This is a genomic window from Wolbachia endosymbiont (group A) of Hylaeus communis, assembly GCF_947251915.1.
GTDB classification, from domain to species: Bacteria; Pseudomonadota; Alphaproteobacteria; order Rickettsiales; family Anaplasmataceae; genus Wolbachia; species Wolbachia pipientis.
On record NZ_OX366396.1, the window covers coordinates 728,029 to 754,004 of the forward strand.

The window sequence follows — 25,976 nt, forward strand, 5'->3', positions numbered from 1 at the left end:
ATTTATAAGCCTCTGATATGCCAGCAGTTATTGATTTTATCTATATATTTTGATGGAATAGCATACGTAATTCAAACATCAGTTGACGACTACTTTGAAAAAATATTTTACAACGAATAAAAACCGTGATAGACTAAGTTAGGAGTAGTGGATGACTTAGAGGCGCATCATAATCGAGTTTTAAGGGCTATTATAAGTGTTTCTTAGGTTAGTACTATAACAAACTACTCTAAAGTCGTAAGGTCGCTTTAAAACTTGATTATAATGGCTTTTACCTTTTTGCGGAAGTTAAGTTTTTTAAGTAGCAAGATGACAGTGAAGAAAGTAGTATGTGTTAATTCATACTACTTATTATTATATAATAATAGAAAATTTTGGAAACTGGAAACTGGTCAAAAACCCGCAATAATCTTAAGCTTTTTCCCATCTAAACCAGATTACAGCTCAGAAATCTGTCAACCATTAAATCATTGAAAATCTAGCATTTCTTTGCTACCAGAAAGTACCAGATCTCATAAACTGCACCAGATTCTGCCAAGACTGAAGAGTTCTGGAGTCTGATATCGTAGCTGAGATCTAATTATAGTAAAGCCAAATATTTGAATCTTCAACTGGCATAATACTTCCATATTCTGGCGATTTGTAATCGGTTGGTAAAATCTTCTCATATACCGTAATATCCTTATTTAGTTGGTTTGTAACTTTCTTTTCCATATCCTCAACACAAAGTATTCCATATTTACTTCTTTCAGCATTTTTATCATTCCTGTTAAACTTAATGTAACCTTTTGCAGCAAGCACATCTATGCGTTCACGAATAGAGTTTTTACTACCAAGACCTGCTTTATTTTCAAATACCTCACAGAATGTATTGATTGTATATACTTTTCCTCTATTTCTCGCCTCATCGTAAATCAATTGCAGTATAATATCATATCTACGAGAACGCTCTGCATCTAATTTTTGGCCATAATCTTTATGTATCAGTCTCTGTGAATCATAATCAAGTATTTGCCAGCAGTTATTGATTTTATCGACACATTTTGATGCAATAGCATGGCCATTACGTAACTCAAAGATTAGCTGACGTTTACTTTGTTGTTCATCTGGTCTGTACATAATTATTCCTGTACTATAAAATCCCCTTAAGCTGCTTGCACCACTAAAACTCTGAAATGGGTCTTCTTCCAATGATTTCTTTTGCATCTTTTTCGTGTGATGTACTAAAATAACTCCTGCATTCTGGTTAACTAATGCTCTCAATTTTTCAACTCTTTCTTGCAGGAAAAATAGCATAGCATTATTATCATTTTCACTACTGTTCTCTCCGGCATCAAAAACGTTACGTAGTGGATCAATAGCTATAACATCAACGGTATTTGAACCAAATGATTTTTTTATTTCATCAAGAACTTCATCTATACTGTCATCATTTAAGAGTAATTTCGTTTGCGGTGTAATGACTAAGTTATCCAAAGCAATCTCAAGCATTTCTTCGTTGATTTTTAGTTGCTGTAGACGTTCACGCATATAGTGGTAGCCAATTTCGGTTTGAAGATAAAAGATCCTTAAAGGCCTTTTAGGTACCATATCAAGAAATTGAACTCCTGCTGCCATGTAAATTAGCCAAGAAATTAAAAAGTCACTTTTTCCTACTTTAGGTGCTCCAGCAAACACTAAAAGTCCACTTGGAGTTAAAATTCGAGGAGCAACTATATCTTCCGGCATCGGTGATTTATCGTTAAAATATTGCCTTGCAGAAAATGAAATCAAACTTTTTGTGCTTAGAGTATTAGTAGTAAGCGTAGTTGAAGCTAAAAATTCTTTGACATTTATACCTCCTTGTACACAATCTGCAGCATCCCAACCTTTTGGCTTATCTTGTGGTATCTTAAGCTTAACAAGTGATGCAACTCCGATCTCTAAAAGCTTTTTTTCAGCATTTTTTGCGTATTTATTACCTGCTTCATCATTATCTGGCCATATAATAATGTGTTTACCTTTAAGTGGAGTCCAATCTGTTTTCTCAATAGGTGCATTTGCTCCAGACATTGTTGTTGTAGCTGTGATACCTTGCTCTATCAGCACTTCTGCACATTTTTCTCCTTCAACTAGAACAACTTTATCAGACTTTAAGATTTCTGGAATGTTATAGAGTGGCCTCATCTCTGGTGCTGCAAACTTAGATTGTTTAACATCAAAAGGCTTGTATACTTTTTTCTTTCCTGGAGGATCAGAACGGTAAACTTTTACAATTACCTGGCCATTTTCATCATAATAATTCCAACTGTGGGTAATAAATTTCTCGAAGTCTTCATCAACATATTGTTTCTCTCTGTATTTTTTATTATTTCCGAGCCATTCACTTATTGAAGCTATTACCTCAGGAAACTCTGTCCTTGCATTCTTTCTATGCACAGCTGCCCAAAGGTCGATAATGTCACCACCTTCTCCAGTTGCAAAATCATTCCATAACCCAGCTCTACTGCCACTTAATTCTACTACCAGACTTTTTCCTTTATTACCATGCACATCACCTACGTAAAACTTATCACCACGAAAAGTTCCTCTTGGTAAAAGGTAAAAAAGACAAGATCTTATGTTAAGCAATAGTTCTGCTTTATCATTTAAAGATTTAGAATCGATATTCATAATAAAACCATAAACAACCTTATATAAGGGTTATTCAAGTTTTGAAGGCTAATGTTTACATCGACATTATTTTAAATCCTACCGTAATTATTCTCAGAAAAAAGCAAGCGAATATCAATAGGTTAAAAATCGCACCGCAATTATTTAAATTTCTCCGAACCTGCAATTAACCGTCTATAAAGGTCATCCTTGATAGTTAATTATTCAAGGAGCTCCAATGAAATCAAAGAATTCTTACTCAGGAATTGATCCCATAATTGTCAAGTACGTTAGACATTACGCAAAATGTATAAAAAACTTAAAGTGTTTTGTTCATGAAAGTCTTGAAGATATTGAGCAAGAACTTTTCTGTATGATTTGGCCTGCTATTGAGAAATATGATGAAAGTAGAAGCTCTTTTTCTACCTTTGTATGTCAACTTACCAAGTGTCGAGCTATTAATTTAATCAATAAGCAAATCTGTAAAAAACGCGGTGGCAGACAGGGTATATTCTATGTTGATCCTGATGATCTACATGAAGTGGTTGATGATAAATGTCGTTCTATCACTGAAATAACAACTCGTATTGATGTGAACGATGTTATCTCAACACTACCCCAAGAATGGCAAGTACTATGCAGACAACTGGAATTTTTCAGTGTTCCAGAAATAGCTGAAATAAATGGAATACCACGCACAACAGTTTATAACACTTTGCAACGAATAAGACGGCACATAAAAAATTTTTTTTAGCAAATCAAACAACAAGTAACAGTTCTAGTATAACTCTTATAGGAGGGCCGCGATATATGACTTTAAAAATAATAAACAGCAAAGAAAGGGTAAAAATAGTAACAGGTGTAAAGGTAGTAATCTTTGGACCTTATGGAATCGGCAAAACCAGTCTGCTTAAAACTTTGAATGAACCAACACTTTGTCTTGATTTTGAAGCAGGACTTTTAGCTGTACAAGACTGGAAAGGGGATTCTATCAATATGCGCACTTGGAATGAGGCCAGAGATATTGCTTGTCTTATTGGTGGGCCAAACCCTGCACTAAAATCTGATCAAGCATACAGCCAAAGACACCATGAACATGTATCTAGCAAGTATAAAGATCTTCTTTCTGAAGTTTCTAAATACCGATGCATCTTTGTAGATAGTATAACTGTTGCTTCACGTTTATGTCTATTATGGGCAAAAATGCAACCTGAAGCTTTTTCTGAAAGAAGTGGAAAGCAAGACATGAGAGCTGCTTACGGAATGCTTGCTCAAGAAATGATGGCTTGGCTCAATCAATTTCAACACATCAGAGATAAAGACATCATCATAGTTGGCACACTAGGTCAATATCTCGATGACTGTAATCGTTCAACCTGGCTACCTCAATGTGAAGGGGCTAAAACTGCTAGTGAGATTCCAGGGATAGTTGATGAAGTAATTAGCATGGTTGGAATCAAGAAAGATGATGGCACAGAGGTTCGCTCATTTGTCTGTCAGACTATTAATACTTGGGGATACCCTGCTAAAGATCGCAGTGGCTGCCTGAATATGGTTGAAGAACCGCATTTAGGTAAATTACTTGCGAAAATTAAAGCCAAAACCTTGGCTTCTATTATTTAATTAAAAATTGGAGAAATTATTATGGAACAAAGCTTTTTCAATATCGGTCAAAAAATTCCCTTTTTCAGTGTGAAAGAATACTTGAATGATCAATCGCCAATACCAGAAGATATAATTTCCCCTAGAATTCTAACTAAAAGAGGTTTGTTAGTACTAGGTGGCCCACCTAAAATTGGCAAGAGTGACTTTTTGATCTCTTGGCTTGTCCACATGGCTGCTGGTAGATCATTTCTTGGCATGACACCAAATAGACCTTTGAAAATTTTCTACATGCAAACTGAAATTGAATATGAATATATGAAAGAACGTTTGCAACAACTTCAACTTGATAACGAACCTTTGGATATAGCTGCTAACAACTTAATCATTACGCCAAAGGTGCACTTATCATTTAATCATGATGAAATAAGTGAAATTAAGGAAATTGTGAATGAACTCTTTAAACCTGATGTTTTGGCCATAGATCCATTACGTAACATCTTTAGCAGCGAGTATGGAAATGAAAATGATAATAGTGCTATGCTGTTTTTTCTGCAAAAGACTCTTGAAAAGCTACACAGTGCTGTCAATCCAGATGCTTGTATTGTACTCACTCATCATACAAAAAAATTATCGAAAAAGATGCTGGAAGAAGATCCATTTCAGGGTTTAAGCGGAGCTGGTTCTTTGAGGGGATTTTATAGTACTGGCATGGTAATGTTTGCTCATGATGAAGAAAGTACTACCCGTCAAATAGTATTTGAACTGCGTAATGGTGAACGTGTGGCAAGCAAGCTTGTCGATAAGATAAATGGTCGTTGGGAGCTTGTAGACCAATGGAGCAGCTGATTCTTTTTTTTACTTAATTTATGGGGAACAATATGCTAACAGATTTTTTAACTGATTTTAATACTGCGAAACCAAGGAGTAGCTTAATACCAGCGGGTACCATAGCAAAAGTATTGGTTAAAATTTGTCCTGGAGGCTATGAACCAAATGGCTTACTGACGAAAAGTAAAAATACTGGCAGCATTTACTTAAATCTCGAATTTACTGTGGTAGAAGGATCATACTCAAAACGTAAGATCTATCAAATCTTTGGTATTCAAGGGAGTAAACTCAACGAAAATGGAGAAGATGTCTGGGGAGAAATGGGTCGTTCGATGATTAGGAGTATTTTGGAGTCAGCTCGCAATATCTATCCTCATGATGATCGAGAAGAAGCAAATCTTGCCCGTAAAATTAAATCTATTTCGGAACTAAATGGCCTGGAATGTTTAGTTAAGATTGGCACAGAAACTAGTGGATATGGTGAAAAAAATAAGATTATCTCAGTGATTACTCCAGAATATGGTAGTTACGCGAGTTTTATGAAGGCAACAGTTAATTGGAATTAAAAAATTTAAAAGTAAAAAAAATAGTAAATATGGGGGATATATGGATTTTTGGAGTATTACAGAAAACTTTTTGTGGAAAGATTCTGAAGATGTTTTAGGAATTAGATCACTGCTACTTCATAATATTAAAGCATGCATTTCTCATCTTTTTCCTAATGGCAAATTCTATAAAAAGAAGTTTTGTATTGCTGATCTACAAAAGGACCAAATCGTAGTCGACATGAAGGCAGGAAATTGGTCTAGCCTAGTTACCGGTAAAAGTGGAGATATCATCAGTCTTTGGGCATTTGTTACTGGTAAAACTAAACTTTTTGACGTTATTGGCTTAATATCAAAATGGCTCAATGCTGAAAGATTCATTTACCGTGATGAAAACGGCAAAGACATTATTTATGTCTATCTTTATAATGATAACAGTTGTTATGCTTGGAATACTAAAACGCGCAGTAGTAATTCAAAGCCACTTTTCAACATTCCTGAAATCATAAAATCAGACAGAGTAGTTATAGTAAAAGGCGAAAAATGTGCTGAAAAATTAACAAATCATGGTATCACAGCAACAACAGTAATGTTTGACTCAATTGATCAGACAGACTTTTCACCTCTTAATGGAAAGCAGATCATCATTTGGCCAGACAATAATGAAGTAGGTAAGCAGTATGCTGAAAAAATAGCTAATAAGCTGAGTAACCTAAAGTGCTCTATTCTCAACATTCCAGAAGGTAAAAAGAGTGGATGGAGTGCTCTTGATGCTATTGCAGAAGAAATAGATATAAACCGGCTGTTAATATCAGCCAATCCAGTAGTTAAAGAAAACATCTCAGCTTTTTCTGTAAAGCAGTATTTAAACGATAAGTCACCAATACCAAAAGATATAATTTCCCCAAGAATCTTAATACCAGGTGGATTATTAGTATTTGGTGGTACTCCTAAAGTGGGAAAAACTGATTTTTTGATTTCTTGGCTCGCTAATATGTCAGCAGGTGTTCCATTTTTTGATATGGTACCAGTAAAACCTCTAAAAATCTTTTATCTACAAACTGATGTTGGCTATCACTATATGCGTGAGAGACTACAACAACTTAAGATTGACAGCAAACTTTTGAACTTAGTTGTCAATAACTTTGCTATTACATCTGATACTAATTTACTACTTGACGAGAGTAAAGTTTATAATACCGTGAAACAATTTTTCAACCCAGCAGAGGTAGATGTTATCGTTATTGACTCTTTACGCAATGTCTTTAACTATAAAAATGAAAATGACAATAATGTTATGTATTCCTTTTTGCAGGAAAAAGTCGAAAAGTTACGTTCTACAATTAATCCAAGTGCAGGAGTTATCTTAACTCACAATGTTAATAAAAAGCTTCCTAAGGAAAATCCTTTTCAAAGTTTAAGTGGTGCAAGCAGTTTAAGAAATGTTTATACTTCTGGTATGCTCATGTTAAAACCAATCGAAGAGGAAAATATTCGCCAGTTAATGTTTGAGTCAAAAAATGGTCAGTCCTTGCCAACAAAGTTTATCAGTAAGGTTAATGCAGTTGGTATTCACAAGTTTGCGGTATTTAGTATGCAAAAGAATAGGGTTTAAAGAAGAAGGTTTTTCGGAGTTTGGTGTAATGAATGAACCAGATACATTTGTGTGTTTAACTGAGAATAAGGAAATACAAGAGGCGAAGCAGAAATTTACCTTTTTAACATAAGAGTAAAGGGATTAAGACGATAACCGTGTTCTTTACAAGTTAATTCTGGCCAACCAATGGTTTGAATAACATCATCACGTTTAATGTTTAATCCCAATTGATTGGCTAGTTTTTCTTTTATCGTTCTTTGCATTTTATTCAGAGGATATCTTATTTGTTGTTCTAAATCTGTGATTTCTGAATGAAAAGTTAAACGGTCTGCTATTTTTTCAATGCTAAGGGGTATATGTTTCTCTAACGGTACATCATTTTCAAAATCATTAAGGAATTGTTTGAATAAAACACGAAAAATACTAACACATAATGTAGCTCGTTTATTTACTACTTTAATATCATTAATATAAACCACACCATGCGAAAACTTTAGTTGTAGAACCTTTTTTGGTAATTTAGGTTTAACTTCCTTTAGTGAAATAATGGGAAAGATTTGCGTAGAAACATTAGCAATTAACTCTGGTATAGCTGCTTCAAGAATTATTTCATGTAAACTCTTATTCTCACAAAAAAGATCAGACATTTTTACGATAGGCAAAACAAGTGGCAAGTTTGGTACATTTTCTCTTACGGTAATAAGGGTAGTGGGCTGAATTCTAAGTTTATCTATGGTGAAATGTACTGCATCAGTGCAAAGGTCGAGAATAATTAGGCTTACGATGCTACCTTGGCTACTTACGTGGTAAACTCCTTCTGTTGCTTTTTGCCAGATGAACTTTGAGTTGTTCAATAGACTCTCAAACCAATGTGCAATTTTTTCTAGGTTAAGATTGGTTGATAGTAGGTGAAATCGTTGCTTTTGATGAGTGTTGGGTAAAATATAGCGACAACAATCTTCACAAAGCATGTCATCACACTCTTCATCAAAATCTGGACTAATAGGAATTTCATTATTACAATCTGGGTAAAATACGTGAGGCCAATCTAGATGATCTTCTTCGCGAGAGCAAATAACAAAATCAACTTCTTTTAATTTAATAAAACCAAGGCCAGACAACCACAATGCAGTTTCTAAATAAGCTTTACTAGGATCAATCCAGGAGTCATGAGATCTCAGAATATCTGCAACAGCTTGCTTTTGGGAGAATTGTAAGTCCATAGGTCTCTTTCATTAATGATTTAAAATCTTCTCGCCCGTTTTTATTGAGTATGTGCTCTGAGTAATAAATAGTAGTATAATGTTGATTCCTTTTAAAGAACAGAGTCACTTTCTTCTCTTGAAATACAATACGAATAGATTCAACAAGTGAATTATCTTGCTCGATTGTTAGTTTTAGCATTTGTAATTCCCGAGCAATTGAGTTAACTGGATTGGTGACTACAACTAAGTACGTGTCTTTCTTGAGCTGAGTCGAACGAAACTTTACCTCAAATAGACAAATATTAGGATCAGTACCTTCTATGGAAGATTTCAAGAATGTTGCAACAAGAAGTGTACAATTCTGGTCTTTCATGTCGATAAATAAGCATTCACATTCAAAATAATTACTTACGATACTATTTGCTATTTTTAGGCTTTCATTAAAATTCTTAGCACACAGGTTTACTTGATTACCATGAAGTGAAAAATCCAGAATAATCCAACTTGGTCTATATCCATGGATAATACGATTTGAATTAAAAAGTAAGTCCTTATCGCTAGCTCGACGTATAAACACATATATACGATTTTGATGATAGAAAAAACCTTGTAGTTGAGTTTCAAAGCCATCATCTTTTTCAGCATCGTATTCTTTTAGTAATCGGTAAGTAACTTCTTTTGATATAAAGTTTTTAAATGGAGTTTTCATCTGCCTTGGAGAGTTCTGTAAAGTAAAAGATGAAAATCCTCTCTTTTGTACTTTATCAAAGTGGTAAACACATTTGATTAATTCTGGGTCACTATGGAATAAAACAAAAATTAAGGATTTTTTATCATGTTTGTTATTTTTACATAGAAAGTTTGTGATCAACTCTTCAGTCAAAACAGACCTTGCTACTTCAACAACAGCAGACTCAAGTTTAGAATGGTTGAAGTGGCTAAGTAGATAATAGTTGAACAAAGAGTCTGAGCAACCTATAAGAATTTTGCGTTGTTCTTGAACTGAAATATCGTCATGTTTCTGAAATTCAAATAATTGGCCATTTTGCTTATGTGTAAAGGAATACTGAAAAATAACATTTAGTTGTCTACCTGAAAGAGAATTAAGCCAATTTTTACGTATTTCTTCATCTTGAAAGCTAGGCAGCCAATGATCTACTGGCATTTCCAAACTACTCTCCCAGAATTCTCTACTAGGATAAAGATTAACCATATATTATGTGTAATATAATACGCTACATTTAACATAATTCAAAAACTAGTCAACGGTAAAAATTATAACAAAGATTTAAGAAAACAAATCGATAAAAATATTTTTCTTTCACTTAAACATACAACAATGAAAAATGTATATATTAAGTAATAGGTCTGCGTAAAAAGGGAAATGTCAATACTCACAGAGTCAGGAAGAGCAGCAATAGCAGCAAGCATAAAAAAGCAATCTCTACATCTTGCTTGGGGCAGTGGTGATGCCAATTGGGAAAGTAGTCATCAAGTCGAAAAAGTTTTTGTTGAGGATGAAATAGCTCTAGATCACCATACTATTAAAGATGTAAGGGTTTTTACAGGACAAACAACTTATCAGCCAAGTATTGATTATATAGTTGAGAGTAGTACTGGTGTTATTCAGCGCACAGAAAATAGCTCTATTGTAGAGAATAGTACAGTTACTATAGAGTACGTTCAAAGCACACCACCGGAGCCTATTACTTCTCAAAAACTACTCAATGAACTTGGCAGACGTACTGCAGACGAAGTTCTCTTCTGCAAAGGTGATGAAAACGGCGAACTTATAACTCCTTCTGGAAGGTTTAAATCTTCCGCTGTACCAACCAACAATCTCTACCTTAAATTTACTTTCGATTTCACGGACGCAGCAAATCAAGTTATACGGGAATTAGGGGTTATGGTTGGTACTAAAATAAAAGAAGGATTACCTGAAGGACAGAGATATTTTGAACCACAAGATATAGAAGATCCTGGAATTTTATTGGTCCTTGAGCATACAGTGCCGCTTATCAGAACTGCTGCCACCCGGGAAACTTTTTCATTTGTTGTAACTTTTTGAATTTTTCTAGCATAAAATGACTTTAAACGCCTATTATAACCGCTTTAATCCTGACAAAGAATACGAAAAAAGCTTGTTTCTTGCTGGAAGAGGTTTGCAATCTGCAGAATTAAACGAGACTCAGGAGTATGCTCTTTCTAAGCTTAAAGGCATAGGTGATGCAATATTTCGTGATGGTGATGTTATAACGGGAAGCAATTGTATTATAGATGCAAAAACTGGTAAAGCTACACTTGAGGGAGGAAAAATCTATCTTCGTGGAGCAGTTAGAAAAGTCGAAAAAGAAGAATTTATTATTCCACTGAGTACCACAGTGCGTATAGGTGTTTATTATCTAGAGTCTACCATTACAGAGCTTGAGGATGAAAATCTTCGTGATCCTGCTGTTGGTACAAGAAACTATCAGGAAATTGGAGCTGTAAGGCTTAAAGTTTCCACCATTTGGGGATACCAAGTAGAAAGTGTTACTGTTAACTCTACAAATGGCGAATTTTACCCAATTTACAATATTGAAAATGGAGTATTGATAGAACATTCACCTCCACCACAAGCAAATATAGTATAGCTCTTTCCATAAAAGTCCGGATGTGATAGGATAAGGGTAGATGATGATAAGGAGGTTGAATGCCAGCAGCATATAGTTATGATTTAAGAAAAAAAGCAATGGAAGCGCTAGACGAAGGAGAAAGCAGAGAAACAGTGGCAGCAAGATTTAAGATTGGACGAACTACTTTATGGGAGTGGCAGCAAAGAAGAAAAGAAACAGGAGACTTTCAATCAAAAAAACTTGGAAATGGGGGTTACAATCACAAAATTACCGACTGGGATACCTTTGCCAAATTTGCCAGAGAACACGGAGGAAAGACTCTATCGGAAATGGCTAAACTTTGGAACAACGTTAGTATCCAAACGATCTATCGAGCCCTTAAAAAAATTGAATTTACGCGCAAAAAAAGACATATGGATACAAGGAAAGAAACGAAGAAAAACGTGCTGAATTTTTGAAAATTATAGCGACAAAAGAACCTAAAAACTTAGTGTATATAGATGAGTCTGGCATTGATAACACCGAAGACTACCCCTACGGATATTGCCAGAAAGGACAGCGGTTTTATGCCTTAAAATCTGGAAAGAAAACTCAACGAATCAGTATGGTTGCAGCCTTAAGTGGAAGAAAGATAGTTGTTCCGTTAACCTTTGAAGGCCACTGTAATATGGATGTTTTTAATGGATGGTTTGAGCAATTTTTGACACCGATCTTGGAACCTGGACAGACTGTCATTCTTGACAATGCTACTTTTCATAAGTCTGATAAGATTATCGAGCTTGCTAAAGGGGTTGGTGCAGAAATTTTGTATCTGCCGCCTTATTCTCCAGATTTCAACAAAATTGAGCATCATTGGTTTGCTATAAAAAACAGAGCCAGGAAAAACATTCCTCTATTCGAATCCTTTCGTCGTGCTGTTGATTCTGCCTTCCTATGACCTGTTCGGACTATTATGAGAAATGCTATACTTTTCTACCAACAATCAATAGCTTATAAGAAATTTCCTATGATTCCTTTTAAGCGAGTTTTGAATTTTTGAAATGTCATGACATTGTTGATACGGTTATCAAGAAACGATAAAGTATCCGCAAAATCTTCTGAATAATCATTGATAAAAAAAAGTATCGTACTTAAGTACACTCCAGCTAATATTGCTCTTTTTGTATAGTAGTTAAAATCTGTTGATTGGTCATGAATGCCATACCAAATCGCACTAATAGTTCTGTATAAAAGTTTACTAGAAAAATATGTATTTTTTGGTGATACGGAGAATGATAAAACATTTTTTAAAAGTTCTCTATAATTCGGTAGCTTAGCATAGTTTGAAAGGTGTATTTGAATGGCTAACTTTACTCGCTCTCGCACTTTCATATCTTCTAAATTAGAATTCCTTAGTTCAGCTTCCATTGAGCTATTTAAGTCCTCTGCTATGTGCTCCAAAGCGCTATATATTCCATTCTGAAATTTGCAAAAGCTATTAGCTAGATTAAGGTCAGTGCACACCTTTAATAGGGTTTCATCGCTTATCCCTTCAAATGGAATAACCCTAATTAGCTTATCTATTATTAACTTTTGTTCCACGCAACATCATACTAAACAGCATGTGTGATTGTACCTGAGATTTTCAAACATTCTACAAAATGCTTCACCACGTTCCTCGAAATTTTTCCATTGATCAAAAGAAGCACACGCGGGAGAAAGTAATATTGTTACTTCTTCTGCGCTATTTAAGGCCTCTTCAAAAGCCAATCTGAATGCATCTTCTAGATTGCAACATTTAACATAATCTACTTTATTCTCCATAACATTTGCAAAAGCTTCGGTTGATTCTCCAATAAGAAAAGCTTTTCTAACCCTTGTAAAATGCTTGCTTAATGATTCTATTCCACCTTTTTTGCTTCTTCCACCAGCGATCCAATTTATGTTTTCATAAGATAAGATCGCCTTTTCGCTCGATTTTGCATTAGTTGCTTTGCTATCGTTCACGAAAAACACATTTCTTATTTTGCCAAGCAGTTCATTCCTATGCCTCAGTCCTGAAAAGGACTTGATTCCATTGATAATAGTGTTGCTATCTACTCCAAGTACCTTACATACGGCATATGTGGCTGCTATGTTTTCTGCGTTGGATATTAGGTTTATTTTCACGTCGCTTACTGATAAGCTATGATTCTCTAGTTTTAACGAGATCTTCTGGATCCCAGTGCCCCTTTTGTCATCCAAGTAGCTGACACTGGGATCCAGATAATTTCGATCTATACCAGTAATCTGTTCACTATAATCAAGCAAATTGTTACCTGCCAATGATATTAGATCTCTTGCACCACCCTCTGTCATCTGAGTAGTTGGCAATGGTTTTTCTTTTCTGGATTCCAGCGTCACGCGCTGGAATGACATCGGGGAATATGTTACTGAGATTGGAATTTTGTCTCCAGTGAATTTGTTGAATATATCAGCAGTAATCTCATTGTCACATCCTATTACGGCAACCTCACTACCGTTTATCAGTTTTAATTTAGTTGCTATGTAGTTCTCCATACTTCCATGCCTATCTATGTGATCTGGTGTAATATTGAGCAGTGCTGAAATGTCCACGTTAATTTCATTCATCAACTCCAATTGAAAAGAGGAGAGTTCGATTACATAAATTTCTGCATCTCTTTCTAGATCCAAAACAGGAACGCCTAAATTTCCACCAATAGCTACTTTTTTCCCTGCAGATTTTAATATGTGCCCTATTAGTGATGTAGTGGTTGATTTACCATTTGTTCCTGTGACGCCTATTACCTTCTGGTTCGTAGTTTTAGCTTCAAGAAATAGCTCAATGTCTGATTTTATTTTGCAATCAAATCTCCTTGCAAGTTTTACTATCCAATGTGGCTCTGTTGGCACTCCAGGGCTTAAAACCAATGCACTGATCTCATGCCAATTGTATTCCTTGGGATGAATAAAATTACATTTTTTATACATCATTTTTGCATTTGCTATTTGCTCTTCATGATCATCCCATGCATATATTCTTGCACCACCCTTTGTTAGAGCGTTAATGGCGGATAAACCAGTTTTACCAAGACCAAAAACCGCGACGTTTTGATTTTTGTATTTGTTTAGTTGCACTGCTAGATAACTTATGCGAACCATTTTATAAAGATATCGTACAAATTACAACAGACTTCTTTCGTAGGTTACAACTGTCATTCAATAGAAACAAAAAACTTCCTTGACAAACTCCGCCAGCCCCCTTATCATGAAACTGAAGCTATTTATTTATCTTCGCAATCTGTGCAGGTTAATGACAAAAACTTAGGGTATTTGGCGTCTCATGTTTAATTTTTCGCACTACGTGCATCGCATGTCTTTAAAAATTTCTGGGTTTTTACCTATATAAGCCGAAACGCGCTTACAAAGCGTTTAAGACAGCAAAAAACGTCAAATTGACAAGGGAGAATTTGAATGCTAGCTACTACGGGGTTTCTTTGCCTTTTTTCCTACTTAGTAAATTTCTTAAACACTTGCGGTGTAGGTTAGTTGCAAGTTAAAAGCAGCTAAATCGCTCTTAATCAAGCGTTTTAGAATAAAAAAACGCCGATATTTTAGTACATGGTAAATAGCCAACCACCACGGGGTTTCTTTTGCCTTTTTTTTTCATTTGGTAAATTTCTTAATATTTATGGCTAAACGACAATCGTCATCCCGCTGCTTGTTAGCGGCTAAGAGATACCGCGGCAGTATGACGGTTAAGTGGGGTGTCATCCCAGTGTCAGCTACTCGGATGACAGGAGAAGGAGGCTACTTGCATGACACCATTCTTTTTTCTGGATCCAAGTAATCAGGGCACTGGGATGACAAGAAGAGGGCACTGCTGTCATAAAGGAACCAGTGTCAGCTACTCGGATGACAACAAAGAGCTACTTGGATAACAAGAAATATAGGCACTGGAATTGCAAAGAGTTTGCAAATATTAGTTATTACCTGTAGGATATAGAGAAATTAGTAAGGATTTTAATAGGAATAATATGCCATCTGTTACTTTTATTTTACCTGATGGGAGTAAGAAAAGCTATGAAGCTGCAGAGGGAGAAACTCTGCTCAATTTAGCCCATAGAAGTGCTCCAGATCTGCTTGAAGGTGCATGTGAAGGTTCTCTTGCTTGCTCTACATGCCATGTAATTGTTGATCCAAAGTTTTATAATGCTGTAGAAATACATAACCCTATATCTGATGAGGAAAATGATATGTTAGACCTAGCTTTCGGCTTAACAGAGACGTCGAGGCTTGGATGCCAAATAAAAATCACAAAAGATATCGACGGCTTGTGTGTAACCATACCAAGGGGTACAAGAAACATATCATTAGATAAACAGGGGAATCATGCGTAAGATTTTTATCTATATTATCGTCTCTTTACTTTTGTTTATTCCTGTAGCGTATAGTGGTTTTTGGTATTTTTCTGCATGTAAGGTAAAAAATCTTTTAGCTGAAACAATACTATACATTAACGACGAAAAATTTGATATTTCACATGATTTTAGTGGATTTCCTTCTAACCTAATTTTCCGTGTGACAAACCCAAAATTTTCCAATGAGCAATTAACCATCTCATCTGATGCTTTATTGATAAAAAATAGATTGTTTGATAAATCAGTATATATCTACATACCAAGCAATGAAGTCAATATTGCTGTTCATGGTGATGAGAAAAAGAATATAAAATGCCACACAAACGATAGCAGCCACTTTGTTGTTAGACTAAACGATTTACCATCTTCATTGCGATTCAACAAAAATAGTACCGTGATAGACTATATAGATACACTTCGTTACGAAGATTATGAATTAAAATGTGATGTTTCAGAAAATCAGCAAAGTGTTATAACTGAAGTGAATGATAAAAGTAATTACATTCAATTTTACCTCGATAAAGAACTGAGTGGAAATGCTAAGCTAGGATTTGATTTGTATACTTATCGGTATAAAAATACTGCAAGTCCTGAAAGTTACCTTAGTATCGACACTAAATTTGATTATGAATTTGTAAACGACATCTCGGCTTCCAGAATTAATTTCAATATAGAGAAATTTTTGATTCAAAGTAATAATTTTTCTTTTGCTGCAGATGGTGGGGTAAACAATTACAACTTAGTTACATATTCATTTAAAGACAAAATCAACGTGGCTATATCAAATTATAAAGAATTAATCTCGTTTATGATTGGTGACTCAAAAACTTCAGATGCGTTTGAAAAATTAATGTCTTCCTTATCAGAAAAAACAACTGATGATGGCATTCAATTTTCAATAAAGTACGATGATGATGTAGGGTCAAGTTTTATTGGAAAGTTATCCACCACTGATTTTATGAACCAGCTCAGTAAAATAACCCAATTAACCAAGGATGAGAGCAGTAGTTAGTTTACTTTTCATATTGATATTCCACTCAGGCGTAAACGCTTTTACTCTGGATAATAAACTCAGAGATAAAAGCATGGAAAAACGAGCAACAAGTTTATTTGAAATAATAAGGTGTCCAATATGTTCTGGCGAATCATTGTCTGAATCTGGATCTCAGATCGCGTATGATATGCGAGAAGCAATTCGTAAAAAAATCAATGATGGATACACAGATGAAGAGATAATCTCAGAGTTAAAAAATTCTTACGGCAATTCAATTATAATCGTACCGCCTATAAAATCTAGCACTTACATTTTGTGGTTTATTCCACTTACAACTCTGCTTATTGGGTGTTTTTTAATACAAAGATACATCAATACAACCACTTAAACCTTTTATATATAGCTAAAGTGACTTAGGTTCTCTAATTGCACATAAGTCAACAATAATTTTCACACAAATCAAAACAGCATATCTTCTCCATAATCCTTGGTAATTTTACATAAGTTAAAAGTAGCATATGGTTCTCTCCGCGGTCTGAGATGACAATAAATTTGTCAAGCCGCATTATACTTGTTAGGCGGAAGTGGACGGCAACATATTTACCACGAAGTCTAACTAAGTTCTTGCTTGTCCCTTCCATCGGCATTGCTATCTTTATTTTCAATAAAATTATTGTCCTATGCTCTTTTGATGTTTATTGATAATAAAATTCTGTTTTATCAACCAACATCCTATGCATAATTACAGCTAATTTTCTTGCTACTGCTACAATTGCTTTTTTCATTCCTTTTTTCTTCGCAACCCCAGTTTTTTAATTTAAATGTCCTCTTGGTCACTGTAAGCATTGTTTGTGCAGCTTCATATAACATACTTCTACATTCCGCTGGTCCCATCTTTGATATGCTGCCATGCCGATCAACTTCTCCAGAAGAATATTGCCTTGGTGTCAACCCTATATACCCCAGTTGCGGATTAGCCAACGAAGTAAAGCTTAGAAATGCAGCGGCTGCATGGAATATGAAACAAGCGTGGAAAAAATGTGTACCAAAAAATTTATCGGTGATCTGTGGCGAGTATGCTCAATCTCAAATTTGTTTTTCAGAGAGCCAAAAACTGTCTCAATAATCGATCTTTTTCTTAACAAAATCTTCTCATTTAGCGCCATTAATGAGTTTTTCATACCCTTTTTTATACTGGTTACAAGCTTTAGAGGTTGTCCGGAAACAAGTAAATTCAAGCATATTCCCTCTTTAACATAACCCTACTCATAGCTAGGTATATGAAATTCTCAGTGGATGTTGTGAGTAAATCATACTCCTTCGATAGCCTTCTATTCCTATTAACCCAAGCAAAAGTCCTTTCTACAACCCATCTTCTTGGCTGTACTTTAAACCCTTGTTCTCTTGTTGGTAGTAGCTCAGGTGGCGTATCTTTGTGCACCCAAAATCTACATGTAGGCCTTTTAACAATTTCAATATCTATGTCATATTCTTCCTTTATGTGATTCTTTAAATTTCTTCCTTGGTATCCCATGTCAGCCCACATTTTTTTAACTTTAGTATATTTTGTTCTCATATTGTTTAATGCTATTTTAATACCATCTCTATCATTTTCGTTAGCAGCGCCTACGTAACAACCTAGTATAAAACCCTGAGTGTCTGTAATTATATGCCTTTTTCTACCCTTTACTTTTTTACTTCCATCATAGCCTTTGATCCCCCCTTTTCTGTAGTCTTTACAGATTGACTATCTACTATACAGGCACTCGGCTGCTCATTCCTTCCTATTTTTCTTCTACTATATTTTGTAATTTCATAATTCATTTTCTCAAAAATTCCCTGCTTCTTCCATTGCCTGAACTGCTCATACACAGTCTTCCATAGCGGAAAATCATTTGGTAAATACCGCCATTGACACCCTGTACGCAATACATAGAAAATTGCTTCTAATATTTCTCTTTTGCTATACTTTGGCGGCCTTCCTCCTTTCTTGTATGATACTCTGAAGTGTTTTTCTATTCTTGCCCATTCCCTTTCGCTTAGATCTGTTGGATACTTTTTTCTCATCTTTACCCCGTACTAAAATTTCAGATATTATAGCCTTTTACTTGTTTCCGGACAACCTCTAACCCTCTATCGAATAATTCGTGAAAAAGATCTTTTTTGATATATCCTTTATCTCCAAACAATAATCCAGTCAATTTCTTAGTTAAATTTGGCACAGGTATCAACGTTGCCTTTTATCACCGTAACCCCTTGAATTTCGCCAGTTTCATTGATTACTAGATGTACCGAAAAACCACCCATAAGTAGTCTTTCCAATCTTTGCCAACCCTTTGAAAACTTTGTTTCTCGAGGTCCTTTTTGGATGGCAAACAGCGATAGATGTTGCATCTATGTACGAAATCCCTGTCACTTTTGACTGTTCGCAAAACCATTGCATTAAGAGCGCTAAATACCATAAAACCCGCGATTTTAGCCTGATAAACCTACTATAGGATGGCAATTTTGGAAACGCTGATTCGTATAATAATTTCAAATAATGCACATAGAAAATTTTTAAATTGTCGCACTTGATATAGCAATATTATGGTAAAAATCTCTGAATGCGTAATCTCTGGCGTCCTGGTTGGTTTTTTGCCACTTGGTAGAAGTTTTTCTGCAAAATTTTCATCGACTGTATTGCAAAAATCATCGACTATACAAAAGATTTCTGTTACTTTTTCTTTCATTGGTAACCTCCTATTTTAGGAATGAATATCAAATACCTCGGAGTTTACCCTATTTCCTTACCTTTTCTATTTTTTCTAATTTACAACTGGGGTTAGCAGTGCTGTGAGAATGGTTGAAAGCGCAAAAGAAAACCTCTCGGAAGTTAAAAATATACTGGTCGATGCAGGTTATACAGGAGAAAATTTTGCAACTAAAATAAAAACGATTATTGGAGCAACTGTAGAAGTAATAAAACGAAGTGAATTACATTCCTTTGCTGTATTGCCACAAAGATGGGTTGTAGAGCGATCTTTCGCTTGGTTAGAAAAATGCAGACGATTGTGGAAAAATTGCGAGCGAAAACTTAACACTAGCCTACAAATGGTCGTTCTTTCCTTCATTTCTCTTCTATTGAGAAGATTTTAAGCAGGTTCTAAATCTTTATTTTAAAAATGTCATATTGACCACCGGTACCTGAAAATACTATTCCAATTGATCAGAGCTATCCATTTCCTTAATTTTTGTAACGTTGTCATAGGAGTACTATAACTTTAGTATCAACTATGTTTTATTGTTTTTGCATCTAAAAAAATTTAGCTTATTCAAGCAGCATTTTGCCTTTTTTTGGATGTAGGGATTTTTTAGGAATTGTCTTCTTGAATTCTATGGTATTTTGTTTAACATTGAAACAAGATTCCAGTGTCAGCTACTTGCATGACATTGTTGGTTAATGTTTTATGGCTTTACGATAGCTATACAACTTATCTTAAAAGCAATATAGTGTTTACTATACAATGAATCAAAGATAGTAAGTAAAGTCTATGGAATTTCAAATCGCTACACATTTTCAACCGGCTGGGGATCAACCACAGGCAATCGATAGCTTAATTGCAGGGCTAAATAGCAATAAAAGAGATCAGGTTTTGCTTGGAGTTACTGGTTCTGGGAAAACTTTTACTATGGCAAATGTTATTGCAAGGACAAACAGGCCTGCATTAATTATGGCACACAATAAAACTTTAGCAGCACAGCTTTATGAGGAAATGAAAGGATTGTTTCCCCATAATGCTGTTGAATACTTCATTTCTTATTATGATTATTATCAACCTGAAGCCTATTTACCACAAACTGATACTTATATCGAAAAAGATTCTGCAATTAACGAAAGAATTGAGATGCTGCGTTATTCCACCGTCTGCTCCCTTTTGGAGCGCAGGGATACGATCGTAGTTGCCAGTGTTTCCTGCATATACGGTCTTGGTTCGCCTGAGAGCTACCGCAGCATGATCATACCGCTTAGTGTTGGAAATAAAATTCGTATTAATGATTTCCTGAGCAACTTAACTGATCTTCAATACAAGCGCTCTGATGCCAGGTTTGAGAGAGGATATTTCAGAGTGCGCGGCGATATTATTGATATATTTCCTTCCCATTATGAAAATAAAGCTTGGCGTTTATCGTTATTTGGCGATGAAATAGAAGAAATTTTTGATGTTGATGCTATAACGGGCAATGTTACCAAAGGCGTAAATAAAATCACCATTTTTCCAAATAGCTATTACATAACCCCACGTGAGGCTTTGTTGCAGGCAATTGAACTAGTCAAAAAAGAGCTGCATGAACGCTTGGATTATTACTACTCGCGAAACAAGATTGTTGAAGCAAAGCGCCTCGAGCAACGCACTAATTTTGATATCGAAATGATGAGAACAACAGGAATATGTAAAGGTATTGAAAATTATTCGCGGTATCTCTATGGAATGGAAGCTGGGGATCCACCACCTACTTTGTTTGAATATTTACCTAAAGACGTAATTTTATTTGTTGATGAGAGTCATGTCACCGTTCCTCAGGTTGGTGCGATGTACAGTGGTAATGAGGCGCGTAAAAAGAAATTGATCGACTATGGCTTCAGGCTCCCTTCCGCTTTTGATAATCGTCCATTAAAATTTGAAGAGTGGGAGGGAGTTAGGCCGCAGACTGTTTACATTTCAGCCACTCCAGGAAAGTATGAGTTGGCAAAGACCAATAATGTATTTATAGAGCAAGTTATCCGTCCAACAGGGCTTACAGACCCAATCTGCATTGTAAAACCAATAGAGAGTCAAATTGATGATGTAATTCACGAGGCACAAGTGACAATAGGGAAGGGATTTTGTGTTTTAATCACTACATTGACGAAAAAAATGGCTGAAAATTTAGCTGAATATATGAGTGAATTGAATATGAGAGTGAGTTATTTGCATTCTGATATTGCTGCGCTGGAGAGAATAGAAATTATATACAAATTGAGATCTAAAGAAATCGATGTTTTAGTAGGTGTTAACTTGCTGAGGGAAGGTCTTGATATTCCAGAGTGTGGGTTGGTTGCAATTTTGGATGCTGATAAAGAAGGATTTTTGCGATCGGAAACTTCATTAATTCAAACGATTGGTCGTGCTGCGCGTAATGCTGAAGGTAGAGTAATTTTGTATGCAGATAAAATCACTGGTTCTCTGGACCGTGCATTAAGAGAGACCGAAAGAAGAAGAAAAAAACAAGAAGAACATAATATATTGTACAATATTGTCCCAAAGACTATAATAAAACCTATATCAAACACCTTACAGGAGAGGGCAATAGCAGAACCGAAAGTAAATATTAATAAGGATGATTTGAGAAAGCAAATGATAGAGCATGCTGAAAATTTAGAGTTCGAAGAAGCAGCAAGAATAAAAAAATTATTGCAAGGTTAAGTAATATATGATGCTATGGGCATAGTATAAAAATGTAAATAATTTTATTGATATCTTTATATTAATACTTTTTAAATATTTAGTACGGTACAATATTTACAATGGACAAGAAAAACCACCGACAGCATCCCCAGGGTCAGGGGCTTTGGCCCCAACCCTAATAAAACACATACTGTAATTGCTATTGAATGATGGAGAGACATACTCCATTATTTTAGCACGAAGTAACAAGTTCAATAGAATTAGTTCTTCAAAAATAATTTAAACTTTTACAGTAGGAGCAGCCTCATGAAATATTATAGTGGATTAGATGTCTCACTCAAGGAAACTTTTATCAGTATCATTGATGAGAAAGGAAAAATTGTTAAAGAAGAAGTTATTGTAAGTGAAAGCAGTACAATAGCGGAGTATTTGCTTAGTCAAAGCAAAAAATATGAAGCAATAGGGATAGAAAGTGGACAACTATCAATATCAATGTGCAAAGAATTGAGGAGATTTGGATTGCCAGTAACTTGTGTAGATGCAAGGCATATGGCAGCAGCATTGTCTGCAAGAATCAATAAGAATGATAAAAATGATGCAAGAGGTATAGCACAAATGATGAGAGTTGGGCTATTTAAAGAGGTATTAGTAAAGTCAGATGAAGCTTGTCAGATTAAAATAATGCTTGGAAGCAGAAGACAATTAACACGTAGCAGAGGGAAAATTGAGGGAACAATAAGAGGATTATTAAAAATATACGGGATAAAAATTGATCAGCGTGCCAGATCTACAAGTTTCGTTTTAAAAGTGCAAGAAATAATTAATGAGCTAGATGAAATTAGCAAGAACTCAATTGAAGTATTAGTACATAGCTTAGAAACAATAGAAGAATCGATAAGAAAACTTGACAAAATGCTCTCAGAGCAAGGTAAAAAAGATGAGGATTGTAAATTATTAACTACTGTTCCAGGAGTTGGTATTATAGTAGCAATGACATACAAAGCTGCGATAGATGATGCATATAGGTTTGAAACATCTTATGCAGTTGGAGCCTATATGGGATTGAGCCCAAGACAGTACGCTTCTGGAGAGATTGATCGGCATGGAAGTATATCAAAAATGGGACCAGTAGAATGTAGGAATGTGTTGTACGAAGCAGCACAAGTCTTACTGGTAAAATGTAAAAGGAAATTTAAATTGAGAAGCTGGGGATTGAGGCTTGCAAAAAAGAAGGGTATGAAGAAAGCAATTGTTGCCGTAGCGCGGAAGTTGTCTGTAATTATGCATAGGATATTGGTTAGTAAAACAGAATTTTGTTATCAATAAATGCAAAAAGTAGATAATTTGATGTAAAGTAAAGATAGCAATGCCGATGGAAGGGATAAGCAAGATCCTAGGTTGAAGCATAGACTTCGTAAGACACATGTTGCCGTCCACTTCCGCCTAACAAGTATAGTGCGGCTTGGCTAAAATACAAATTAGCCATATCAGACCGCGGAGAGAACCATGGAAGCATGCTATTTTAACTTATATTAAGACTATGGAGGGAAAGAATGATACCTTAGTTTTTATAAGCTTAATGAATATGTGGATAAATACTTTAAATGTGTGTGGCGTATTTATCCACATATTCATTGGCTGCATAATTTAAAAGGGATTAATTAGAAATTTAGTGCTGGTGTTTTTATTGCCAATAAAACCCCTTTTGATTGAATAAGATAATACGATAGTAAATAAAAGGTTGTATTAGAGCTGAATTTTACATCAAAAAATATTTTTCATGATACAAAAAATTATTATTGACTTTCATGCAATTAGGGAACCTACTTTAAATTTTGCTATACTAGACAATCTTTCCTTAACTTAACGCCATTGCTTGAACGGATACCTTTTGATTGAATAAGATAATACGATAGTAAATAAAAGGTTGTATTAGAGCTGAATTTTACATCAAAAAATATTTTTCATGATATAAAAAATTATTATTGACTTTTATGCAATTAGAGAACTAATGAGCATGATCTAAAAGATTTCTATTTTATATTTATTGAGTTGCCAAAATTTCCAAAGAACAAGGAAGATCAGTTGGAAAATATAGTTGAAAAATGGGTTTATTTTTTTCGATATGCAGACGAAACTAGTGAAGAAGAGCTGGAAAAAATAATAGGTAGTGATGTAATAATTAAAAAGGCCTATGAAGAACTAAATAGATTTAACTGGTCAGAAAAAGAATTTATTGCCTATGAACAGGAAATAAAACGTATTCTTGATGAACAGGCTGTCCTCGCTCAAAAACTTGATGATGCTACTGAAAAAGGTAGAGAAGAAGGCATCCTTATCGGACATGAAAAAGGCAGAAAAGCAGAGAAAATTGAGGTCGCAAAGAATCTACTAAAAGCAGGTGTTTCTATTGATATTATAGCTCAAACTACTGGTCTTACAGTTAACGAAGTCAAAGACTTAATCTGATTTTATCTTTTGACACCTAGATGAACATCTTTGTACTAGATGAAAACCCAGTAATTGCAGCACGAATGTTATGCGATAAGCACATAGTGAAAATGCCATTAGAAACTGCTCAATTACTTAGTAGTGTTTTTTCAATCGCATTAAAAGCGCCAAATCCTTTTGTCAGTATCACAAACCAAAATATAGAAGTTCCATATAAACTTACTCACAAAAACCACCCTTGTTCTCTATGGGCTAGACACTCAAAAGGAAACTTTAATTGGTTGATAGGATATGGAAAAGAATTATGTAAAGAGTACACCTGGCGATATAAAAGAACGCATAAATCTGAAGAAGTTATAGATTGGTGTGATAATAATAAGGATTTGCTAATTTTTCAATCAGCTGATATACAAGCTTTTACACAAGCGTTACCTGATCGATATAAATGTAGTAATCCAATAGAAGCCTATAGAGAGTATTACTTAAAAGAAAAGATGAAGTTTGCCAAGTGGGAAAAAGGCAGAGAAGCACCAGATTGGTTGCTAGACAGAATGCTATAGTCTGATCAGTCATAAATAGAGAAGCTATCCAAATCGGCCATGAAAAAGGCAGGGAGGAAGGCATCCAAATTGGGGAAGAGCAAGGTAGAAAAGAAAGAGAAATTGAAGTTGCAAAAAACCTACTTAAAGCAGGTGTATCTGTTGAATTAATAGCTGAGTCTACCGGTCTTCCTAAAGCTGAAATTTCAAAACCTAAGGAAAAAGCCTAAGAGCCTGTTCATAATCTTTTCAGAAGTAAGGCAGTGAAAGCCAGAACGACCATTTGTAGGCTAGTATTGAGTTTTCGCTCACAATTTTTCCACAATCTTCTACATTTTTCTAACCAAGCAAAAGATCGCTCCACAACCCATCTTTTGGGCAATACAACAAAGGAATGTAATTCATTTCTTTTTATCACTTCAACGGTTGCACCAATAATCGTTTTTATTTGAGTTGCAAAATTCTCTCCAGTATAGCCTGCATCAACCAGTACATTTTTAACTCCCGAGAGGTTTTCTTTTGCATTTTCGACCATTCTCACAGCACTGCTACGGTCAGTTATCTCTGCTGTTGTTATATAAATTGCATGCTTGCGTATCTACTTCAATATGGCGTTTTATTCCTGAAATCTTTTTGCCTGCATCATAGCCTTTTTCTTCAGCAGTATCTGCATTTTTTACACTCTGTGCATCAATTATGCAGAAGCTGGTTTTTTCTTTCCGACCATTGTTTTGTCGGACCACGCCAACTATTTTTTTTTAACACCAGCTCCAGAACACTTTCTTTATCTGCATCTGGTTTTTCACTCCACTTCTTAAAATAGTCGTAACAATTGCGCCATTTTGGAAACTCTTTTGGTAGCATTCTCCACTGACAACCACTTTTCAGAACGTATAACACTCCACAAAATACATCATACAAATCAAGTTTTCTTGGTTTTGTTTTTTTTCTACAGGACTCTAGATCTGGTAACATAATCTCAAATCTTTCCCGACTTATATCACTTGGGTATAAACTCCTCATATATCCTAACTTATATACATTATCTCTTAGTTTATTCCTTTCTTGAGATCATGTACAGGTTCTAAGTACTGTAACTCCCTTAGAGCTCTTTTCAACTTATTATACTTCTTTATC

At 35.0% G+C, this 25,976-nt stretch carries 20 protein-coding genes and 7 pseudogenes; 17 read left to right on the forward strand and 10 right to left on the reverse strand.

Going from position 1 to position 25,976, the window contains the following annotated elements; translation table 11 throughout:
* Positions 1-576: 576 nt before the first annotated feature.
* A complete protein-coding gene (locus tag OPR52_RS03720) occupies positions 577-2,652 on the reverse strand; it encodes an AAA family ATPase (RefSeq protein ID WP_265038452.1) in 2,076 nt (691 codons plus the stop codon).
* Between the two features lie 217 nt (positions 2,653-2,869).
* Between OPR52_RS03720 and OPR52_RS03725 the strand changes: the two genes are divergently transcribed.
* From OPR52_RS03725 to OPR52_RS03745, 5 genes are read left to right on the forward strand one after another with little or no spacing between them, the layout of a single operon-like run.
* On the forward strand, positions 2,870-3,385 hold the full coding sequence (locus OPR52_RS03725) for an RNA polymerase sigma factor (RefSeq protein ID WP_265024154.1): 516 nt from the start codon (positions 2,870-2,872) through the stop codon (positions 3,383-3,385).
* 56 nt (positions 3,386-3,441) lie between these two features.
* Complete coding sequence (locus OPR52_RS03730) at positions 3,442-4,254, forward strand: ATP-binding protein (RefSeq protein ID WP_214303314.1); 813 nt, start codon at positions 3,442-3,444, stop codon at positions 4,252-4,254.
* A gap of 21 nt (positions 4,255-4,275) precedes the next feature.
* The gene (locus tag OPR52_RS03735; protein ID WP_265038453.1) at positions 4,276-5,082 is read left to right on the forward strand and encodes a helicase RepA family protein; all 807 of its coding nucleotides are present in this window, start codon (positions 4,276-4,278) and stop codon (positions 5,080-5,082) included.
* Positions 5,083-5,114: 32 nt separating this feature from the next.
* A complete protein-coding gene (locus tag OPR52_RS03740; RefSeq protein ID WP_265038454.1) occupies positions 5,115-5,630 on the forward strand; it encodes a hypothetical protein in 516 nt (171 codons plus the stop codon).
* Between the two features lie 40 nt (positions 5,631-5,670).
* A complete protein-coding gene (locus OPR52_RS03745; protein ID WP_265038455.1) occupies positions 5,671-7,224 on the forward strand; it encodes an AAA family ATPase in 1,554 nt (517 codons plus the stop codon).
* A gap of 95 nt (positions 7,225-7,319) precedes the next feature.
* Here OPR52_RS03745 and OPR52_RS03750 read toward each other — a convergent pair whose 3' ends face one another.
* Positions 7,320-8,429, reverse strand: a complete 1,110-nt coding sequence (locus tag OPR52_RS03750) for a hypothetical protein (protein ID WP_214303311.1) — start codon at positions 8,427-8,429, stop codon at positions 7,320-7,322.
* Positions 8,374-9,576, reverse strand: coding sequence for a hypothetical protein (locus OPR52_RS03755; protein ID WP_246485264.1), 1,203 nt, complete (start codon positions 9,574-9,576; stop codon positions 8,374-8,376). The genes OPR52_RS03750 and OPR52_RS03755 overlap by 56 nt, the downstream gene beginning before the upstream one ends.
* A gap of 219 nt (positions 9,577-9,795) precedes the next feature.
* On the opposite strand from OPR52_RS03755, the gene OPR52_RS03760 reads away from it, so the two are divergent.
* The 3 genes and pseudogenes from OPR52_RS03760 to OPR52_RS03770 all read left to right on the forward strand — a co-directional run bounded on the left by OPR52_RS03760 (position 9,796) and on the right by OPR52_RS03770 (position 11,963).
* Positions 9,796-10,479, forward strand: coding sequence for a hypothetical protein (locus tag OPR52_RS03760; RefSeq protein WP_214303309.1), 684 nt, complete (start codon positions 9,796-9,798; stop codon positions 10,477-10,479).
* Positions 10,480-10,495: 16 nt separating this feature from the next.
* Positions 10,496-11,041, forward strand: a pseudogene (locus OPR52_RS03765) (DUF4815 domain-containing protein); the annotation flags it as partial.
* A 62-nt stretch (positions 11,042-11,103) separates the two neighbouring features.
* Positions 11,104-11,963, forward strand: a protein-coding gene (locus tag OPR52_RS03770) for an IS630 family transposase (protein ID WP_265037751.1) whose coding sequence is annotated in 2 segments (ribosomal slippage) — positions 11,104-11,428 and positions 11,428-11,963 — 861 coding nt in all. Because the reading frame shifts where the segments join, the coding sequence is not laid out codon by codon here.
* Positions 11,964-12,016: 53 nt separating this feature from the next.
* Here the strand turns inward: OPR52_RS03770 and OPR52_RS03775 are convergent.
* On the reverse strand, positions 12,017-12,607 hold the full coding sequence (locus OPR52_RS03775) for a COQ9 family protein (RefSeq protein WP_065106633.1): 591 nt from the start codon (positions 12,605-12,607) through the stop codon (positions 12,017-12,019).
* Between the two features lie 6 nt (positions 12,608-12,613).
* The gene (locus OPR52_RS03780; RefSeq protein WP_264722966.1) at positions 12,614-14,167 is read right to left on the reverse strand and encodes a Mur ligase family protein; all 1,554 of its coding nucleotides are present in this window, start codon (positions 14,165-14,167) and stop codon (positions 12,614-12,616) included.
* Positions 14,168-15,042: 875 nt separating this feature from the next.
* Between OPR52_RS03780 and OPR52_RS03785 the strand changes: the two genes are divergently transcribed.
* From OPR52_RS03785 to OPR52_RS03795, 3 genes are read left to right on the forward strand one after another with little or no spacing between them, the layout of a single operon-like run.
* Positions 15,043-15,405 (forward strand): ferredoxin family 2Fe-2S iron-sulfur cluster binding protein, encoded by a 363-nt coding sequence (locus OPR52_RS03785; protein ID WP_264722965.1) that lies wholly within the window; start codon positions 15,043-15,045, stop codon positions 15,403-15,405.
* A complete protein-coding gene (locus OPR52_RS03790) occupies positions 15,398-16,438 on the forward strand; it encodes a hypothetical protein (protein WP_265038456.1) in 1,041 nt (346 codons plus the stop codon). Before OPR52_RS03785 ends, OPR52_RS03790 begins: the two co-directional genes overlap by 8 nt.
* Positions 16,422-16,808, forward strand: coding sequence for a cytochrome c-type biogenesis protein (locus tag OPR52_RS03795; RefSeq protein WP_015589263.1), 387 nt, complete (start codon positions 16,422-16,424; stop codon positions 16,806-16,808). Before OPR52_RS03790 ends, OPR52_RS03795 begins: the two co-directional genes overlap by 17 nt.
* Positions 16,809-17,152: 344 nt before the next feature.
* Here the strand turns inward: OPR52_RS03795 and OPR52_RS03800 are convergent, their stop codons facing one another.
* The 4 genes and pseudogenes from OPR52_RS03800 to OPR52_RS03815 all read right to left on the reverse strand — a co-directional run.
* The gene (locus OPR52_RS03800; protein ID WP_182309100.1) at positions 17,153-17,401 is read right to left on the reverse strand and encodes a transposase; all 249 of its coding nucleotides are present in this window, start codon (positions 17,399-17,401) and stop codon (positions 17,153-17,155) included.
* Positions 17,394-17,631, reverse strand: a pseudogene (locus OPR52_RS03805) (transposase); the annotation flags it as partial. The pseudogene OPR52_RS03805 and the gene OPR52_RS03800, both read right to left, overlap by 8 nt.
* A gap of 23 nt (positions 17,632-17,654) precedes the next feature.
* Positions 17,655-18,487, reverse strand: a protein-coding gene (locus OPR52_RS03810; protein ID WP_265037890.1) for an IS5-like element ISWpi1 family transposase whose coding sequence is annotated in 2 segments (ribosomal slippage) — positions 17,655-18,118 and positions 18,118-18,487 — 834 coding nt in all. Because the reading frame shifts where the segments join, the coding sequence is not laid out codon by codon here.
* Between the two features lie 32 nt (positions 18,488-18,519).
* Positions 18,520-19,152, reverse strand: a pseudogene (locus tag OPR52_RS03815) (IS982 family transposase); the annotation flags it as partial.
* Positions 19,153-19,285: 133 nt separating this feature from the next.
* On the opposite strand from OPR52_RS03815, the pseudogene OPR52_RS03820 reads away from it, so the two are divergent.
* From OPR52_RS03820 to OPR52_RS03845, 6 genes and pseudogenes are all read left to right on the forward strand, one after another.
* Positions 19,286-19,558 (forward strand): annotated as a pseudogene (locus OPR52_RS03820) (transposase); the annotation flags it as partial.
* A 395-nt stretch (positions 19,559-19,953) separates the two neighbouring features.
* Entirely contained in the window at positions 19,954-21,867 is a 1,914-nt protein-coding gene (gene uvrB, locus OPR52_RS03825) for an excinuclease ABC subunit UvrB (protein WP_265038457.1), read from the forward strand.
* A 288-nt stretch (positions 21,868-22,155) separates the two neighbouring features.
* A complete protein-coding gene (locus tag OPR52_RS03830) occupies positions 22,156-23,175 on the forward strand; it encodes an IS110 family RNA-guided transposase (RefSeq protein WP_265037747.1) in 1,020 nt (339 codons plus the stop codon).
* Between the two features lie 681 nt (positions 23,176-23,856).
* Positions 23,857-24,318: pseudogene (locus OPR52_RS03835) on the forward strand (Rpn family recombination-promoting nuclease/putative transposase); the annotation flags it as partial.
* Between the two features lie 20 nt (positions 24,319-24,338).
* On the forward strand, positions 24,339-24,860 hold the full coding sequence (locus OPR52_RS03840; RefSeq protein WP_065095448.1) for a pyrimidine dimer DNA glycosylase/endonuclease V: 522 nt from the start codon (positions 24,339-24,341) through the stop codon (positions 24,858-24,860).
* Between the two features lie 20 nt (positions 24,861-24,880).
* Positions 24,881-25,069 (forward strand): annotated as a pseudogene (locus OPR52_RS03845) (Rpn family recombination-promoting nuclease/putative transposase); the annotation flags it as partial.
* Positions 25,070-25,077: 8 nt separating this feature from the next.
* Here the strand turns inward: OPR52_RS03845 and OPR52_RS03850 are convergent.
* Positions 25,078-25,862 (reverse strand): annotated as a pseudogene (locus tag OPR52_RS03850) (IS5 family transposase).
* Positions 25,863-25,976 lie beyond the last annotated feature (114 nt).